Raw genomic sequence first — 16,651 nt, forward strand, 5'->3', positions numbered from 1 at the left:
AGCCTCTCTTTTTTATGCTCTCAGAGTATCTCCTCGATGACCAGCGGGTATTTGGACAAAGGCTCGCAACCATTCTCTGTTATAAGAATCGGATTTTCATAGCGGAAGCCTATTCCCTCTTCCATGCTGGCATACTGCATGGCACAGATAACCATCTCACCTTTCTGGTACACATGGTCAGGGTTTGTCCAATAGGGGAACGGACCTTCCATGGCATGCCCTATTCTCCACTCATCACCAAAGAGCCCTATTCCATGCTCACAGCCGGGCAGCAAAAAGTCGGAGCAATCCAGAACCTCCGCCCTATCCATCATCACCTGGGCAAGAATGGAGGGAGTAACACCTGCCTTGTAATTGTCCAATACGGTCTGAACCAAGTCCACAAAGTTGTCTGCATGACGCCGCTGGCGTTTTGTGGCAGGACCGATCAGGTAATTGTGCGAGTGGTCGCCCAGTGCAAGGTGGAACATCGAGTGCAAATCCACCATCAAAGGCTCCCCGGCTGCCAGTTCTTTGGTAGTCGGCGGCGTGCAGGCTCCCAATGCCGTCCTATACCCGCTGGAAATCTCATTGAGCCCTGCAAAGTTCCATTCCGATACCGACCCCTCTTTACGCATGGCAAGAGCAGCAATGCCGCCCACTACCGTTTCCGTCAGGTGTTTCCAGCCACCATTACTGAGCGCTTCAAACACAGCCTTCTGCCCTACATCCACGATGCGTGAAGCCTCACGGAAGCGAGCGATGGTACCCGCATCCTTGATGATGGAAAGCTCATCGACCAGATGGTGTGCGTTGATAAGAGTCCACCCCTCCAAGGCCCCTTCCAACTGAGTGTATTCGTAATGGCTGAGATTGCCTTCTGCTGTATAGGTAGCAATACCGTCCTCAATACCCAGCCTGCCACGTTCTATGCCCAGGTCCTCCGTCAGACAGGCAGCGATAAGGCTTATCGGATCCTGTCCTCCCATCGGGGCATAGGCCCGAACGTTGTCGGTACTAAGCCATGTCTCATCACCAACGCGGGTGGCATCGACGATAAAGGTATGGAGAATCGGTTCTCCCGTACGGGGGATAACCACATAGCTGCGCCAAGGGATGAACGCATCCAAAAGAAAACTGAGCGTGCGGGGGCGGGTACCCAAATAGGCGTCCAGGCCCTCTTTTTCCATAGCCTTCTGTAGGTCCTGTACGCGCTTACGATTGTCGATGTAATACGGACTGGTTAGTTCAAGTCTGTTTCCCATGTTCAAGCCTCCACATAGTCGGTCGGAATCATACTGAGAATTTTATTGACCCGGTCTGCAAGCGGTGCAAGCCTGACCGCTTTTGCCATATTGCCTTTGAGGCGAAGCTTTCCCGTCATCAAGGCCCGGGTGCTGCTCAATTCTCCCCGGGTTATCGAGGAAAAAACCGAGTACGAACCGCGAATTATGAATTCCGCCTCCGGAGCTGGTACCTCACCGGTCTCGAACTGTACCACCTTGCCATTCTCGCACTTCAAAAAGAGAAAGTACTCTTTCCCCTCGGGGCCGTGTTCGTAAATATCCACCATCGAAGTTGTCACATTGTGCATTTTCTCCGGATCTATCTCGCTGACCAGCAGCTTTATCCCCTCATCCCGCCAAGCCTTGCTCAAATACCTCAACTTCTCATCCATGCTCTCAATCCTCCTTATGCGTCTCGCGGGCCAACAGCCCGTTCAATACCAAATCAAGGCTTTGGGAAAAGCGCCTTTCTTCGCTGCCCGATTCCTCAACATAGGCTCGCTCAATCGAAAACCGGTAGAGCGAGAAAAGAATCTGGGCGGCAAGCTGTACATCCTCAACGAAAAATTCTTTCGCATCCACAGCTTCCTGGATGACCGAGGCCAACAACTGGACTGACTTTTCATTGATGTGAGCGAAGGGATCGGTTCCATCCAACACAGGAAAAAGCGCAGGATCACTGGCTAGAATCCTTCTGAGCCTCGTCTCCTTCTGCATATAGGAAAAGGCGCTCATGCACAGTGCCTTGAACCGCTCAAGCGGTTGCTGTTGAGCTCTGGCCTGCTGTAGGGCATACGATTGCCACCTCTCAAAAGCATAGGCCACACACTGTATATAGAGATCTTGCTTGTCTTTGACATAGCGATAGAGGGTACCCACAGCAACCTGCATGCGAAGGGCAATATCCTCCATGCTGGTCTTGCGATACCCATATTCAGAGAACACCGACAAGGCAGTCTCAAAGAGCTGCTGTTTGCGCTTTTGTCCTTTAGGTGAAAAAGTGAAGATTTCATTCATATCTTCATATTACACCCGATATTCCTGCTGTCAAGGTTGGGTATCGGAGAAATTGGAGGACAAGTGTAATAGAAAACCGCCTGCACATTGGCAGACGGTAGAGGGTCATAAAAGTATCAGCAGTAGGAGAATCAACAGCAACAGCACAAGGGGAAGTGCTATGAGGCCGATTTTGAACAGCTTCTTTCGTTGTTGCTCAAGCCTCTGTGCGACAGTTTGTTTGCTGCGCTCCACCTCGAGCCGTTTTTCCTCTTCCTCGAGTTTACGCTGACGCGCTTCCTCGGCTTTCAACTCAGCTTCACGTTTCTTCTTGTTTTCATCGACCTGCCTGGCTTCCTGTTCCTTCAAATCAAGGTAACAGCGTCCGCAAAGAACAAAGCCCTCACAATCATGGAGATCGTCGTAATAGCTCTCATTGCATTCAGGGCAGATATAGCAACGCTTGAGCTTGCCCTCTTCCACCAGCTTGCACACCACCATGTGATGTTCATGCTCATGCAGCTCTTGTTTTCTGCCAAGCAATTTCTTCCACCAAGGAAAGGATACGTTGACCTGAGGCTGCTTCTCCAGTTCCTGGGCCAAGCGAACGATCCGTTCACTCAAACCTCGGTCCTGTGTGATGAGAAGGAGGCTTTTGTTCGCCCCAACCTGCCTGAACAAAGAAACCAAATGGTCGTCGGCAATACCGGTACTACCGGTATCACCGATGCGCACCAGACCCCGCTTGGCGAGCTGACGGATTAAATCAGGACGGATGGTGGCGCGGACGCGCACCTCCAGATCCTTTTCAGGATTGTCCTTCAAGCCGTGAAGCTCTTCCATTGTTTTCTCAAGAATGAGCAACTTCTTCTTGCGTCGCTTGAGAATGGGCTCGGCATTGGTAACAAAATACAGGAAATAATCCAGCTGGATAATCGGAGCGGTATCGACATAAATTTCGTCGAAGGAGCGCAATTGTGCATCCAGCATCTCATTGTACGCTTCGTCAGTGGTGGCGAATCGTGAGCGGTCTCCGAGCTTGCATGCAATAATCTCCCGATACAAGATCAGTTCGTTTGCAGCCTTCGCTCCTTCCACCTTGATTCCTACACTCCTGAGAATGCTTGCAATCTTCTCTTTGCCAAGGCGGAACTCCGAGCCCAGCACATCAAGTGCATTCTCCGAGGAAATAGTCTCCACCTTGAGAGCGGGGGCTCTTCTGCCCATTAGTTTTGCCATGATATGGTTCCATCATTCCTTCGCACGCTTGGTGCGGATGTGCTCGACAGCTTCATCGAGCGTAAGCGAAAGTGCTTTCTCTTCATCTTTCTTGTATGCATCGGGCAGTGCGATATTCTCCTTGCCCGCTTTCAGGTAGAAGCCATACCGACCGGTTGCCACCGAAACCGCTTCACCTTCAAACTGGCCAAGGTCCTTGACCGTAGAAGCCTTAGCCGACCTTGCACCGCCCTTTTTGCCCTTGGCACCACTCTTCTCAACTTCTTGGGAAAGCAATGCAAGAGCCTCCTTCAAGGTGATCGAGAAAAGCTCTTGGTCATGATCGGTCTTTTTCAGGTTCCGTGTCTTATTGTTGCTTGCAATGTAGGGCCCGTACTTGCCTTTGTAGGCAAGCACCTCATTGCCATCCTCATCCTTTCCCAGATTTCTGGGAAGACTGAGATAGCGGTTGGCCAGCTCCAATTCCTCGGATCGGTTGGCATCCTGCACCCATTTGGGTATGCTTGCGCGTTTGGCATCCTTTCCCTCGCCTTCCTGCCAATAGGGCCCGAACCTGCCGTTCATGACCTTCACCGCCTCACCCTTGACAGCACCACTGCCCAACGTTACCGGCTGTTGTTTCTCCTTGCCGTTGGCGATCAGGGTTTTGACATCCTCATCGGTGATATTGCCCGGTATCCAGGAAAGCGGCAAGGAAATGAACGCCTCATTTGCATCAATGACATACGCACCGTAGGGCCCTATCATGACCGGGTTCTTATCGCTGATATGGGGCAGTATCAACGTCTTGGAAACTACCTTGTTATCCTGCTTAAGTTGTAAGGCATTCTGGCTCAACAGGCCGCTTTCACCACAATAGAAGGAACTGAGAAACACTATCTTATCGAGTTCTCCCGATGCAATCTTGTCCAAGCCATCTTCCATCATCGAGGTAAAGTCATAATCGACGAACTGGGGAAAATTGGTCTCCAGAAATTGGCACACGGCAAACCCGATGAAGGTCGGAGCCAAGGCAGACCCTTCCTTGATTGCATAGCGACGGTCCAAAAGCGTCTTAATGATGGTAGCATAGGTTGAAGGACGCCCGATTCCCCGTTTCTCCAGCTCCTGCACCAAGTAGGCTTCCGTATAACGGGCAGGGCTCTTGGTTTGGTGCTCGACTTCAACAAGGCTTGCAAGCGGGCAGACTTGGCCTACCTTCATGGCAGGCAATAAGGTTTCCTTGTCTTCCAAAGCGGCATCGGGGTCATCCGACCCTTCCACATAGGCTCTCAGAAAGCCGGGAAACACAATTTCCGTTCCGGTTGCAGTAAAGGTTCCCTCTCCTGCCTCAAGCGTAACGGTAGTGGTGGCTTTTTTGGCCTCCGCCATCTGGCTTGCCAGGGTACGCTTCCAGATCAATTCATACAGGGCAAGCTCCTTGCCGATCAAATGTGTCTCAGAAGGAATAAGGAACCGTTCCCCTGCGGGCCTGATCGCCTCGTGGGCTTCCTGTGCACCAGCGCTTTTTGCAGCAAAGTAGCGGGCCGAGGGGGATAGGTATTCTTGGCCGTACAACTGGTCCACCTGACTTCTGGCGGCCTGCGTTCCCTCCTGACTCAGAGAAGGGCTGTCGGTTCTCATGTAGGTAATGAAGCCGTTCTCATAGAGTTTCTGAGCAATGCGCATCGTATCAGAGGCACTGATATGCAGTTTCTTAATAGCATCCTGCTGAAGGGTGCTGGTGGTGAAGGGAATGTTAGGCCGGGTGACAAAGGGTTTGCGTTGGATATCCTGGACCCTGAACGGCTCTGCCTTCAATTCCTTTACGATAGCCTGGGCTTGCTCCCGAGAAAGCTGGAGCACTTGGCCTTTGGCCTTGTATTGGCCGCTAATTGAATCAAAATCCTTGCTGTTTGCCAGGCGATGACCTTGGTAGGCTGTCAGCTTGGCTTCAAAATGCTGCTTCTGCTCTGCAAGCAACTCCGCTTTTGCATCGAAGTAGGTGCTTTGCTGGAACGCAAGCCGCTCTCGCTCACGCTGCACGGTCAAACGCAACCCGACCGATTGCACGCGCCCTGCCGAGAGTTTTTTATTGGATAACTTTTTCCAGAGAGTCGGCGAAAGCGTATACCCATACAGGCGGTCGATGATGCGCCTTCCCTCCTGTGCCTTGACCAGATTTTCATCCAGCGGTCTGCCACCTTCCAAGGCTTTGGTTATTGCACTCTTGGTAATTTCGTGAAAAACCATACGCTGGAACGGAATCTTGGGCTTAAGAACCTCAAGTAAATGCCAGGAAATACTCTCTCCTTCACGGTCCTCATCAGTTGCCAGCAGCAGTCGATCGGCTTTCTTCAAGCTGCTTTTCAACTCCTTGATCAATGACTCCTTGCCGGACACCACCTCGTAGTCACAAGCGAACTCATGCTCCACATCAATAGCCATCCGATCCTCGGGAAGGTCTCTGATATGTCCTTTGCTCGCAACTACCTTGCATGAGGAAGGAAGGAATTTTGTTATCGTCTTGGCCTTGGTAGGCGACTCAACAATGATCAATGTATTGGCATTATCCATGCGTTCTTCTCCTAAAGACACGTGGTCTTAGGTTAACACATATACTGCCGCCTTCAGCTTTTGTCAACGTATACCATCATTGGGTCAATTGCCTTGGCTCGTGAATGAACTTGCATACAAACACTCCGTTCTCCCCTGGATTGGGGGAGGTAAACAATCCCCAGGAAGCCATACCATCACCTTTGGTTTCAAAGTGCAATTCTTTTTCCCCTTTAGGGGAAAGGACGAACGTATAGACTGAGCGGGTCTTGAAAGAGAGAGCCCCCACCTTTGTCTTAACCTCCACGGTATAACGGTCCATGCCAATTTCCATGGAAGTGACACTCCAAACAGAAGGAGTGAAATTTGTTGTATTGAAAACTTCAGCATTGGCCCGATACGCTTTCTGTTGTTCACTTTCTCCCTCGAAAGGGATTGGCTCGTTGAGCCGATCATCTGAAAGCAAGGGGAATAAGGTATAGGGACGGTCGAACATCCCTTGGATCGTATAGTACGGCTCGGTATAGGTGACCAAGAGATCAAGCTCTTTGCATTTTCCCTTGTTGTCCTTGTCGGTAAGGTTGATCCAACGGTAGCGACCTTCCCATCCGGTGGTGGAATAGGACTGCTTGGCAGCGGCTATATCAATATTGCCTGTTTTCCGTGCAGCGACGATCACCTCGTACTGCCGATGGCTTTCCAAAGGCTTTTCGTTGGAGCCCAGGACCACAGATGTCTGTCGCACCCGCTGGACGGGCTTTCCATCAACATAGATATCGTAATAGTCGCAACCGGAGACTGCTTCCCAGTTCAGATGCAACTGGTTGGGATATGCCCCAACCAAATCAACTGCAAGAGGTGCAGCAAACAGAGGGAGCCCGAAACAAAGCAACAAGCATAGTATCCATCGCTTCATACCGTTACTGTATACACAGCTGCCCCCTAGTTGCAAGAGATTGGCTGGCCAGCTACTATCGGTCATATGACCATACACTTGATCTCCTGCTGCCTCGAAGAGGGCAATCTCAGTTACCCGCTTGGAGCACTCTGCATCCAAAGCTCCATTCTTGCCCATTACGAAGGCGAGCACTGCCTCCACCACGCATTCACCCTTGCCGACGACCCAATCGTCGCGGCAAAGTCCCTTGGCATTGAGCCAATGGATGTAGTAGGGCTTTCGGTCTACCTGTGGAATAGAAGCTGGATGGACCTATTCACCCAGCAACTCAAAGAGAATTCGCCCGCTTGCATACTTTTCGCCGGCGGTCCTGAAGCAACAGCCAATCCCTCTTCCTTTGATTTGGCGCTGTACGACTTCCTCATCCTCGGCGAGGGGGAAGAGACAGTGCTTGGGGCAATCGATCAGATCAAAACCGGCAAAAAGCCCCAACTTGCGGGAGTACTCTCATCGACTGGTTTCTACAGCCCCGCTCCCAGCCCCAATCTCGATAGCTTGACTTCCCCTCTTCTCAATGGCCTTGCAGATCCATTTCTGCAACCCGGGGCATCGGTTCTGTGGGAAATGACCCGCGGCTGTCCGTTCCACTGCTCCTTTTGTTTCGAATCCCGGGGAGAGCGCAGCGTGCGGCACTTCAGTCTGGACCGACTGGAGGAGGAACTCGAGTATCTTATCGAGCACGAGGTCGGGGAAGTCTATGTGCTCGACCCTACCTTTAATATTGACAAGCAGCGCACCTTGGCAATTCTTTCACTGCTTCAAGAGAAACAGGCATCGATTCATTTTGTCTTTGAGGTCCGTGCAGAGTTGCTCGATGCCGCCTTAGCCGATGCATTTGCAACCATCAACTGCTCACTGCAAATCGGGTTGCAGTCAAGTGACAGCGCGGTTCTCAAAGCGGCAAACCGAAATTTTAATCCCTCCCAGTTTGCCAAGAAAATCCAGCTGCTCAACCAACGAGGCATTCCGTTCGGCTTGGACCTCATTATCGGCCTTCCCCATGACAGTTTGGCGGCATTCACCAAAAGCTTGGACTATGCAATGCTGCTAAAGCCCAGCAACCTCGATATTTTCCCCCTCTCCCTGCTTCCCGGCACCCTAGTCAGCGACCGGGCAGCCTCCTACGGTATTGTCAGCATGACCCAGGCCCCGTATACCATTCTCCACTCCCCCACCTTCAGTGAAGAGGATCTGAAAAAGGCCATGCGCCTCAAACACAGCTGCGACCTCTTCTTCACCCAGGGACAAGCCGGTATGTGGATGCATGCATTTTGTGAGGCAACCGGGCAACGACCTTCTTCCCTACTCACCTTGTTCGAATCCTACCTCTCCTTTTATACAGGGAAGACACAGACTGCAGAGTCGGAATTGGATATTTTTGCTGTACAGGAAGCCTTTGTCGGCAGTCTTTTGAAAAAGTTGGGAAAAGAGCAGTATCTAAAGCCGCTGCTCTCCTACATGGAACTGCATCAGGGGATAGCCTTTTTCCATATGTATGAACAAAGCCCCACGATCCACCTCTTCTATCCGTTGGAAGAACTTGCCTCACTCGATACGATGTCACTTGATGATTTTTTGGCCGCTCATCCCTACACACAAGAGGTTGAGCTATCCATCTATGCCAATGATGAGGGTGAACTCAATTTTCTGCCTGTTTCCGAGCAGAGTTAGGCAAACTTCTTGTTGAGAAGCAACAAAAAATCCCGTACAGTATTGATAAGGAATGAAACAGTGAAGCATGTGAAATATACAATCCGAGCAGTTCTGCTGCTCGCCGTCTTTTTTTTGGTTACCGGTTGTACCGTTACCGAAACGCTATCATTCAAAAGCACTGCACCAAATGAATCAGCTTTTGACTTTACCGTTGAGGATTTTTTCATTGCTGTATTACAGGATTTCAGTGAGTTCATCCCCCCCGAGGGCGACCAATCGCTGATGGACAAAGCCATCAATGATTTCGAACGTGCCCTGGACTACAGTCCCACCACCGACAAGGTGCGGATGACCAAGCTCAACGATAATGCATACCGAGGAACCTTTACCTTTACCAATATGCAGCAACTGTTCAGTGACCTTGGCGCCGGGCCCGATCAGAGCCTGTTGACCATGCAAAAGAACAGCATGACATTCTCCTTATCCATGGACAACTACGACCAGCTTGTTCCTGTCATCCCTTTCTTGGCCGACGAGAACTTTGAAGCCTTCGGTCCGGTGTACAACCAAGGGCTCAGCGATGCTGACTACCTGGAGATGATCAGCTTCATGCTTGGGGAAGAAGGGCCTCCCGCCATCGAGCAATCCTTCATCACCCTGAGAGTTGAAACACCCACCCCCATCACCGGCTTCATCAACGGGAAAAAGATTTCCGAGCGCCTGTATGAATTCAGCTTCCCCTTGATCGACTTCCTCTTGCTTGAGGACCCTATTACCTTTACGGTAACTTGGCAGTAAGCATACCCAAAAAAGCGAAGGCAGCAGAAATCTGCTGCCTCTCATTTTTTTAGCAATCGGCCGATTTATACATTGAATCGGAAGTGCATGATGTCTCCATCCTGCACGACATACTCCTTGCCTTCCATTCTCAGCTTTCCGGCTTCCTTGACCTTCTGTTCGGTCTTATAGAAGAAAAGGTCCTCGCAGTTGTACACCTCGGCTTTGATGAATCCTTTCTCAAAATCGGTATGGATGACTCCCGCCGCCTGGGGGGCTTTGTAGCCGGCATGGAAGGTCCATGCCCGGTCCTCATCCGAACCTGCGGTGAAATACGTCCTCATACCCAAGGTATGGTACGCACTGCGGATCAACTGATTCAGTCCTGACTCTTTCAGTCCAACAGCCTCGAGGAATTCGCTTTTCTCCTCCGCTGTTTCCAATACTGCAATTTCAGACTCAATCTTGCCGCAAATGACTACGATCTCGGAGCCTTCCGCTTCGGCAATGGCACGTACCGTTTTGACATAGTCATTTTCCTGGACGATACCCTCTTCATCGACATTGCAGACATAAATGACCGGCTTGAGGGTGATGAGGTGCAGGTCATAGACCATGGCAAGTTCCTCTTCCTCGAGTTTCAGCGACCGGGCAGGTTTACCGTCCTCCAGACATTCTTTGAGCTTGGTGAGCAAAGGAAGGACTTTCTCATTCTCTTTTTGTGCTTCCTTGCTCAACCGAGTCAGCTTGGCTTGTTTTGCCCAGCGGTTCGTCACGGTATCCAAGTCAGCGAGGGCAAGCTCGATGTTGATCGTCTCGATGTCCCCGGCGGGGTCGATCCTGTTGTTCACGTGAATGATGTCACCATCGTCAAAGCACCTGACCACGTGGGCGATGACGCCCACCTCCCTGATGGATGCCAAGAAACGGTTGCCCAAGCCTTCTCCCTTGCTCGCTCCGGCCACCAAGCCGGCTATGTCTACAAACTCGAAGGTTGCAGGCACCACTTTGGCAGGAGGAATCAGCTCGACAATCTTGTCCAAGCGGGGATCGGGAACGGAAACTATACCCACATTGGGGTCGATCGTACAGAAAGGATAGTTCGCAACTTCGGCGGGAGCTGCAGTCAATGCTGAAAAGATGGTCGACTTACCAACATTGGGAAGCCCTACTATGCCGCAATTTAAGCCCATTATTTACCTCATTCTCGGCTCATTGGAGCCAGTAGGGGCAGTGTAGCACATATTGACTCGCTCGTTAACCAGCCCTATAGTCAACAGCAATGGGTATTGAACAGTTAACAGGCTCTGAAGAGCCAATTTCCAAAGGAAAACGTGTCTACGAAATCAAGGATGAAGACCAAAGAGCACTGCTGCTCATCCTTGTCTCACATGGAGAATCAGAGCAAAGCTCAAAGCGCAGAGCCGATGAATTGAAAGCTCTTGTCGACACCATGGGTGCTTTAACCATCCGTGTCGAATATATTCCTATGCGCCAGACAAATAGCGCGACGCTCATCGGAAGCGGCAAGGTTGAAGCAATCAAACTCTTGGTAGAGGAGCTTTCAATCGACGTCGTTATTTTCGACCAAGGAATCAATCCAAGGGTACAACGCAACCTTGAAAAAGAGATGGAGACCTGCGTCATCGACCGCGATGAAGTAATCCTGCAGATTTTCGCCGACCGAGCTGCCACCAAGGAAGCAAATTTACAGGTGGAACTTGCCCGCCTTGAGTACTCGCTGCCTAGGCTGACACGCCGATGGACGAACCTCAATCGCCAAAAGGGTGGTGTCAAAGGCACCAAGGGTGAAGGTGAGACGCAGCTTGAGCTTGACCGAAGACAAATCCAGGACAGGGTTGTCGCTCTCAAACTCCTACTTGAGAAGGTGGTGCAACAGCGCAACATCCAACGCAACCAGCGAATGAACGGGAATATACCGACCGGAGCCATTGTTGGCTATACCAACAGTGGAAAGTCCTCCCTGCTTAATGCCCTGACCAACGCCGGGGTGCTGGTTGAAGACAAGCTCTTTGCAACCCTCGACCCTACCACTCGATTGGTAAAGCTGCCCGGAGGGGAAGAAATTCTGCTCTCCGATACCGTAGGCTTCATCAGCGACCTGCCTCACAACCTGGTGGATGCGTTCAAGAGCACCCTTGAAGAGGCAAAATATGCCGATTTTTTGATTATTGTTTGTGATGCCTCCCATCCTGACATGCTTGCAAACTACGCCACTACCGTGCAGGTCCTCGAAGAGCTGGGTTGCACAGACAAGCCGGCCATCGTGCTAGCCAATAAGATGGATAAGGTCGAGGATGCGTTTGCAGTCTCCCGCCTCAAGTCAATGTACAATCCTGTGTTGGAAACATCCATCAAGACAGGGGAAGGGCTCGATGCACTGCTTACACAAATCGGTATAACCCTTCACGAACTGTGTGCTACCACCACCTACCTGCTGCCCAACACACGCCATGATTTGGTGGCACATATCCACCGTTTCGGCCAAGTTGAGAGCATCGACTACACCGAAGAGGGTATTCTGGTGAAGAGCCGTATCCAAGGCAGGTTCCAAGGGCCGCTTCAGAACTACAGACACGACTAAAAAACTGGGTGCCTCCCCGAAAGGAAGCACCCAAGTTGCAATATCCGAACGTCCCTAGACGATTAGTTGAATCTCCAAAGAGCACCGAGATAGCCACCGACATGGAATCCAACATCGGGAAGGATGCTTATGCCAGGAGCAATTCGAAGATAGAAATCAAGCGGGAAATCATTGTTATTCATGCTATACACTATTCCAACAGGAACAATGGCAGCAAGACCAAGCTTTGCACCGGATTCAATGGGAATTCCCAAGTAGGCGCCACCACCAACGGTTACATCGAACTGTGCCTTCTCGATGTTGAACTCAGCCACTTTGTAGTTTGCAGCAGCATCAACAGAGAGGTATCCATTGAACAAATCAAATCCAAGGTTGCCAATCAGATCGAAATCATTCATGCGATACTGCACGCCAACACCCGAGTTGGTGCCGAGGTTTAATCCGACAGCAAGATCGGTTTTTGAAGCGCGCTCGGTAGCAGCGGTTACAGGAACCAAAACGAGGGCGACCAGAATCAGTGCAAGTAGTACTTTTTTCATACGCATTCTCCCTTCGTAGGACTTCCTCCTACATTGTAATGTTTCCTTGAATATACCACATCCAAAAGCACTTGAACAGCCAACAATCCTTGAATATGCCTGTAAGCTAGGATTTTGCTAGGAGACAGGAAGCCCCTAGTGTTTTTCTTAGTTCTTCACTATTATACAAAAACGGAGGAAGTGTTAAATATGGAAAAACATCTGACCGTTCGAGGAGCAATCATTGGTATTGCCGGACTTTTAGTTATTACTGCAAGTTCCATGTATGTAGCACTACGTATGGGAGCCCTTCCCTGGCCCACCATATTTGTCACTGTTGTCAGTATGGCGGCACTGCATAAAGCAAAAGGCTCGACGCTGCAGGAAATCAATGTCACCCATACCATTATGAGTAGTGGAGCCATGGTAGCCGGAGGCCTTGCCTTCACCTTGCCAGGGCTTTGGATGCTCGACCCTTCGGCCAATTTCTCCATTCCCAGCCTTCTGGTGCTTACTGTAGTGGGAGCCATTCTGGGGACACTCTTCTCCGCCCTCTTCCGGAAGAAGCTCATCGAGGAAGAAGCACTTCCCTATCCCATGGGGATTGCAAGCTATAACACGCTTATGGCAGGAACCCAAGGGGGCAAGGCGGCAAAAACCCTCTTCGCTTCCATGGGGGGTTCAGTCATATTCACCATTTTGCGTGATGGCTTTGCCAAGATTCCTTCGCTGGTAACCATCTACGCAGGAAGTGCAATTATTCCCTCCTTCTCCATATGGGTATCTCCGATGGCTTTGGGTATCGGAGCAATCATCGGTCCGCTCTTTGCTTTGCTCTGGTTCGGGGGAGCTGTCTTCGGGTATTACATCCTCACCCCGCTGGGAATCCAGCAGGGTCTGTTTGCCTCCATGGCGGATGCTGATGTATTTCGGTCAAACCTCGGCATCGGCCTGATGATCGGAACAGGCTTGGGAGTTTTCTTCAAGGCAATCGCAAGCAGGCTTTCCGCCCACAAGAAGCTTGAGGAAAAAAAGAGTTCCCTGAACGCTTCCTCCCGTCTGGTCATTGTCCTCATTCTTTTCTTTGCCGTCATCCTTCTTGCCTTGGGAACCGAGCTCGGACTCATCGAGGCGTTGACACTCATGGCAGGCATTTACCTGGCAACCTACCTCTCAGGCATGCTTACCGGGCAGACCGGCATCAACCCTATGGAAATATTTGGAATCCTCGTGCTCTTGGTCATCCAGCTTATTTCCAATCCGTCCTTGATAGCCTCATTCAGCATAGCAGCCATAGTTGCTGTCGCCTGTGGACTGACCGGGGATGTCATGAACGACCTGAAGAGTGGATACCTCTTGAAAACCAATCCCAGGCAACAGATCCTCGGTGAAGGGATTGGAGGCGTTATCGGTGCCATTCTCTCGGTCTTCGTCCTCTTGATCATGAAGTCCGCTTTTGGAGGTTTCGGTACTGCTGAGCTTCCCGCTCCCCAGGCAGCAGCCGTATCGGCGATGGTTGGGGGACTGCAGCACATTCCCGCCTTCCTGATCGGGCTTGGAGTAGGCTTGGTCCTGTATTTGTCCAAGCTTCCCAGTGCCACCCTCGGCTTGGGAGTATACCTGCCGATCTACATTTCTTCGATTATGGGACTGGGCGCTCTTGTGTCCGTTTTGGCAAAGAAAGTATTCGCCAAGAAGCTCAGCAAGGAAAAGCTGGGAGAAAAGACCGGCTTGGTGGCAAGTGGCTTGTTGGGAGGCGAAGGAATAACAGGCGTGGCGATTGCTATTCTTTCTATGTTTAAATAGGTATACTGCCAAGTATGCAACAAACTACACACCTTCCCCTCTCCCTGTATGGGCTTGAGGCAGAAACTATCGCTGAAATACTTTCGCTTTCGAAAAGCTTTTATGCCAAGCAAATTTTTAATTGGCTTGTCAAAGGAGTATATTCCTTTGAGGCTATGACCGACCTGCCCAAGGCTGAACGGGAGCGGCTGGCATCGTTGATGAGCAGTGCCTGCTCATCGACCATCCACACTTGTGATACCGATGAAACCGGAGCTACCAAAATGGGCGTTCGCCTGCATGACGGCAAAGTAATCGAGTGTGTCCTACTGGTCGACAAGAAAGGCAGGCACACGGCCTGTCTCTCCAGTCAGGTAGGGTGTGCCCAAGGCTGCACCTTCTGCAAAACCGGAACAATGGGATTACTACGAAACCTCAGTGCAGAGGAAATCATCGAACAATATATCCACCTGCTTTCCGTGAGCAAGCAACCCATCACCCACATTGTATATATGGGAATGGGAGAGCCACTCGCCAATATTGCAGCAGTTACCCGTTCGATCCGTTACTTCCACAACCCCAAGACTTTCAATCTCAGCCTCAGGCGCATCACGGTCTCAACCTGCGGCATTGTCCCCGGAATTCTCAAGCTGGCCGAACAGAAACTACCGGTCAAGCTCGCAGTCTCGCTGGTGAGTGCCGACAACCGCCTTCGCGACCGCATCATGCCGGTCAATAAGGCCTGGGACATCATGGCCCTGAAAAAGGCCTTGCTGCATTATCAGCGCCTTGGCGGCAAACGCTTTACCATTGAGTATTGCCTGTTGGGAAACACCAATACCGATGAAACCAGTGCAAAAAAGCTTGCCAGTTATGTAAAGGACTTGGACGTCATCGTCAACCTCATCCCCTGGAACCCAGCAGAAGGTTTGCCCTACAAGACTCCTACCGAGGAAGAGATTGACTATTTCGCCCTGCAGCTGGACCGCTTGCATGTCAATTACACACGCCGCCGATCCCGTGGAAGGGAAATCAATGGAGCATGCGGGCAACTCGCCGTTCCTCTCAACAAAGGCTTGAATCTGGACTACGATCTGATGGTTGATGAGGATGAAGAGTAGGCTCTGATGCGTAAAACTGCTTGTCCAGACGGAGCATGAGTACCAGAAGGACAAGCAATGCGCCACTTGCGGCCATCAATATCCGTAAGGAAACCACGTCGGCCATCGGGCCGAAGATTGCCATGCCCAGCGGAAGGGCTCCACAATACATGATATTCTGAAAAGAGAAGATTCGACCCTGTACACCAGGGTCGGTTCGTTCCTGCAAAAGGGTCATCGTCGCCGTCTGCACCATGGTCAAGGCAACGCCGTAGATGACCATGAGTGCCAAATACACCAGAAAGTTGTCAATCAAACCCATGCCGATGGCAAGAAGGCCGAAAGCCAACATACCGGCTAGGAGTGTCTTGACCTGATTCTTGTACCCTCCCCACCAGCTCATCAGCACCCCGCCAAGGCTCATTCCGGCAAAGCCTACCACCTCGACTATCGTCATGTAAGCATAGCTTTCCTGATAGAAACGAGTAACAAACAACGTTGCAAGAAAGCCTGCAGGGACTACCAGAACAATGAACAACCCATGGACAATCAACATTTTGCCTATCCATGGGTTTTGGAAAGCGTACAAAGCCCCTTCTTTGATTTCCTTGGCCATGGACATTCCATTGGAAGGCTTGCTCTGATGCACAACCGACAAGCTTGCTAGCAGGCTGATTCCGATCACCGCTGTTGCAACATCCAACAAGAGCGAGCTTCTCAGGCTTGAAAAAGTCAGGAAAGCTCCTGCTACAAAGGGGGATGCAAACTGGACCAATGACGTCAGGGCGGCATACATACCGTTGAAACGCATCAGATGTTCTTGAGGAACCAGATCAGGGATCATAGCCGAAACTGCAGGAACCTGCACCCCGCTGCCCAACGAACGAACCAAGGAAACAATCAAGAGTGCGGCAAAGATTGTTGCATTGGTTTTCAGCAAGGGAAACAGCAGTGCAAGAGCCAGGGTAGCAAGGGCGATGAGGGCATCGCTTGCAATGATGAGGTACTTCTTGTTGTACCGGTCAGCCCAGACTCCCGAGACAAACGAAATAAGAAACTGTGGGACAAAAGCACAAAGGGTGAGCGCCGACACCCATACCCCGGAAGAACTTTCCAGTGTTATGTACCAGACCAGCGCAAATTGAACAATCGAAGAGCCAAACAGGGTAATCCCCTGACTTAGCAGAAACAGTACGGTTTTCAGCTTCCAACCTTGCATG

14 protein-coding genes are annotated in these 16,651 nt (G+C 51.0%); 5 read left to right on the plus strand and 9 right to left on the minus strand.

From position 1 onward, the window contains the following. Nucleotides 1-20: 20 nt before the first annotated feature. The 6 genes from SPIBUDDY_RS10710 to SPIBUDDY_RS10735 all read right to left on the minus strand — a co-directional run bounded on the left by SPIBUDDY_RS10710 (nt 21) and on the right by SPIBUDDY_RS10735 (nt 6,951). On the minus strand, nt 21-1,244 hold the full coding sequence (locus tag SPIBUDDY_RS10710; RefSeq protein ID WP_013607776.1) for a M24 family metallopeptidase: 1,224 nt from the start codon (nt 1,242-1,244) through the stop codon (nt 21-23). 2 nt (nt 1,245-1,246) lie between these two features. Further along, nucleotides 1,247-1,657: an SCP2 sterol-binding domain-containing protein gene (locus SPIBUDDY_RS10715; RefSeq protein WP_013607777.1), complete on the minus strand. Its 411-nt coding sequence runs from the start codon at nt 1,655-1,657 to the stop codon at nt 1,247-1,249. 4 nt (nt 1,658-1,661) lie between these two features. After that, entirely contained in the window at nt 1,662-2,282 is a 621-nt protein-coding gene (locus tag SPIBUDDY_RS10720) for a TetR/AcrR family transcriptional regulator (RefSeq protein ID WP_013607778.1), read from the minus strand. Between the two features lie 105 nt (nt 2,283-2,387). Next, on the minus strand, nt 2,388-3,500 hold the full coding sequence (locus SPIBUDDY_RS10725) for a PIN domain-containing protein (protein ID WP_013607779.1): 1,113 nt from the start codon (nt 3,498-3,500) through the stop codon (nt 2,388-2,390). A 12-nt stretch (nt 3,501-3,512) separates the two neighbouring features. Continuing rightward, on the minus strand, nt 3,513-6,056 hold the full coding sequence (gene topA, locus SPIBUDDY_RS10730) for a type I DNA topoisomerase (RefSeq protein ID WP_013607780.1): 2,544 nt from the start codon (nt 6,054-6,056) through the stop codon (nt 3,513-3,515). Nucleotides 6,057-6,132: 76 nt separating this feature from the next. Beyond that, the gene (locus SPIBUDDY_RS10735) at nt 6,133-6,951 is read right to left on the minus strand and encodes a hypothetical protein (protein WP_155816098.1); all 819 of its coding nucleotides are present in this window, start codon (nt 6,949-6,951) and stop codon (nt 6,133-6,135) included. Between the two features lie 66 nt (nt 6,952-7,017). Here SPIBUDDY_RS10735 and SPIBUDDY_RS10740 point away from each other — a divergent pair, with 66 nt between their 5' ends. Together SPIBUDDY_RS10740 and SPIBUDDY_RS10745 are read left to right on the plus strand one after the other, a co-directional pair. Next, nucleotides 7,018-8,664 (plus strand): B12-binding domain-containing radical SAM protein, encoded by a 1,647-nt coding sequence (locus SPIBUDDY_RS10740; RefSeq protein WP_013607782.1) that lies wholly within the window; start codon nt 7,018-7,020, stop codon nt 8,662-8,664. 69 nt (nt 8,665-8,733) lie between these two features. Continuing rightward, entirely contained in the window at nt 8,734-9,444 is a 711-nt protein-coding gene (locus SPIBUDDY_RS10745; protein ID WP_245523770.1) for a hypothetical protein, read from the plus strand. Nucleotides 9,445-9,509: 65 nt separating this feature from the next. Here the strand turns inward: SPIBUDDY_RS10745 and ychF are convergent, their stop codons facing one another. Continuing rightward, a complete protein-coding gene (gene ychF, locus SPIBUDDY_RS10750) occupies nt 9,510-10,616 on the minus strand; it encodes a redox-regulated ATPase YchF (RefSeq protein WP_013607784.1) in 1,107 nt (368 codons plus the stop codon). A gap of 89 nt (nt 10,617-10,705) precedes the next feature. Between ychF and hflX the strand changes: the two genes are divergently transcribed. Beyond that, complete coding sequence (gene hflX, locus SPIBUDDY_RS10755; RefSeq protein ID WP_013607785.1) at nt 10,706-12,028, plus strand: GTPase HflX; 1,323 nt, start codon at nt 10,706-10,708, stop codon at nt 12,026-12,028. Nucleotides 12,029-12,090: 62 nt separating this feature from the next. On the opposite strand, the gene SPIBUDDY_RS10760 is transcribed toward hflX, so the two are convergent. Next, nucleotides 12,091-12,567 carry a hypothetical protein gene (locus tag SPIBUDDY_RS10760; RefSeq protein ID WP_013607786.1) on the minus strand — a complete coding sequence of 159 codons (477 nt, stop codon included), beginning with the start codon at nt 12,565-12,567 and terminating at the stop codon, nt 12,091-12,093. A gap of 189 nt (nt 12,568-12,756) precedes the next feature. Here SPIBUDDY_RS10760 and SPIBUDDY_RS10765 point away from each other — a divergent pair, with 189 nt between their 5' ends. Both SPIBUDDY_RS10765 and rlmN read left to right on the plus strand, forming a co-directional pair. Then, nucleotides 12,757-14,352, plus strand: coding sequence for an OPT/YSL family transporter (locus tag SPIBUDDY_RS10765; RefSeq protein ID WP_013607787.1), 1,596 nt, complete (start codon nt 12,757-12,759; stop codon nt 14,350-14,352). 14 nt (nt 14,353-14,366) lie between these two features. Further along, nucleotides 14,367-15,452 carry a dual-specificity RNA methyltransferase RlmN gene (gene rlmN, locus SPIBUDDY_RS10770; RefSeq protein WP_013607788.1) on the plus strand — a complete coding sequence of 362 codons (1,086 nt, stop codon included), beginning with the start codon at nt 14,367-14,369 and terminating at the stop codon, nt 15,450-15,452. On the opposite strand, the gene SPIBUDDY_RS10775 is transcribed toward rlmN, so the two are convergent. Beyond that, a complete protein-coding gene (locus tag SPIBUDDY_RS10775; protein ID WP_013607789.1) occupies nt 15,397-16,650 on the minus strand; it encodes an MFS transporter in 1,254 nt (417 codons plus the stop codon). The two genes, rlmN and SPIBUDDY_RS10775, sit on opposite strands and share 56 nt — an antisense overlap. Between the last annotated feature and the right edge of the window lies 1 nt (nt 16,651).

Origin of the sequence: Sphaerochaeta globosa str. Buddy (assembly GCF_000190435.1) — a bacterium.
GTDB lineage: Bacteria > Spirochaetota > Spirochaetia > Sphaerochaetales > Sphaerochaetaceae > Sphaerochaeta > Sphaerochaeta globosa.

Coding starts and splice junctions, on each gene's coding strand:
- SPIBUDDY_RS10710 (WP_013607776.1), bottom strand. CDS start 1,244: ATGGGAAACAGACTTGAACTAACCAGTCCGTATTACATCGACAATCGT.
- SPIBUDDY_RS10715 (WP_013607777.1), bottom strand. CDS start 1,657: ATGGATGAGAAGTTGAGGTATTTGAGCAAGGCTTGGCGGGATGAGGGG.
- SPIBUDDY_RS10720 (WP_013607778.1), bottom strand. CDS start 2,282: ATGAATGAAATCTTCACTTTTTCACCTAAAGGACAAAAGCGCAAACAG.
- SPIBUDDY_RS10725 (WP_013607779.1), bottom strand. CDS start 3,500: ATGGCAAAACTAATGGGCAGAAGAGCCCCCGCTCTCAAGGTGGAGACT.
- topA (WP_013607780.1), bottom strand. CDS start 6,056: ATGGATAATGCCAATACATTGATCATTGTTGAGTCGCCTACCAAGGCC.
- SPIBUDDY_RS10735 (WP_155816098.1), bottom strand. CDS start 6,951: ATGAAGCGATGGATACTATGCTTGTTGCTTTGTTTCGGGCTCCCTCTG.
- SPIBUDDY_RS10740 (WP_013607782.1), top strand. CDS start 7,018: ATGACCATACACTTGATCTCCTGCTGCCTCGAAGAGGGCAATCTCAGT.
- ychF (WP_013607784.1), bottom strand. CDS start 10,616: ATGGGCTTAAATTGCGGCATAGTAGGGCTTCCCAATGTTGGTAAGTCG.
- hflX (WP_013607785.1), top strand. CDS start 10,706: ATGGGTATTGAACAGTTAACAGGCTCTGAAGAGCCAATTTCCAAAGGA.
- SPIBUDDY_RS10760 (WP_013607786.1), bottom strand. CDS start 12,567: ATGAAAAAAGTACTACTTGCACTGATTCTGGTCGCCCTCGTTTTGGTT.
- SPIBUDDY_RS10765 (WP_013607787.1), top strand. CDS start 12,757: ATGGAAAAACATCTGACCGTTCGAGGAGCAATCATTGGTATTGCCGGA.
- rlmN (WP_013607788.1), top strand. CDS start 14,367: ATGCAACAAACTACACACCTTCCCCTCTCCCTGTATGGGCTTGAGGCA.
- SPIBUDDY_RS10775 (WP_013607789.1), bottom strand. CDS start 16,650: ATGCAAGGTTGGAAGCTGAAAACCGTACTGTTTCTGCTAAGTCAGGGG.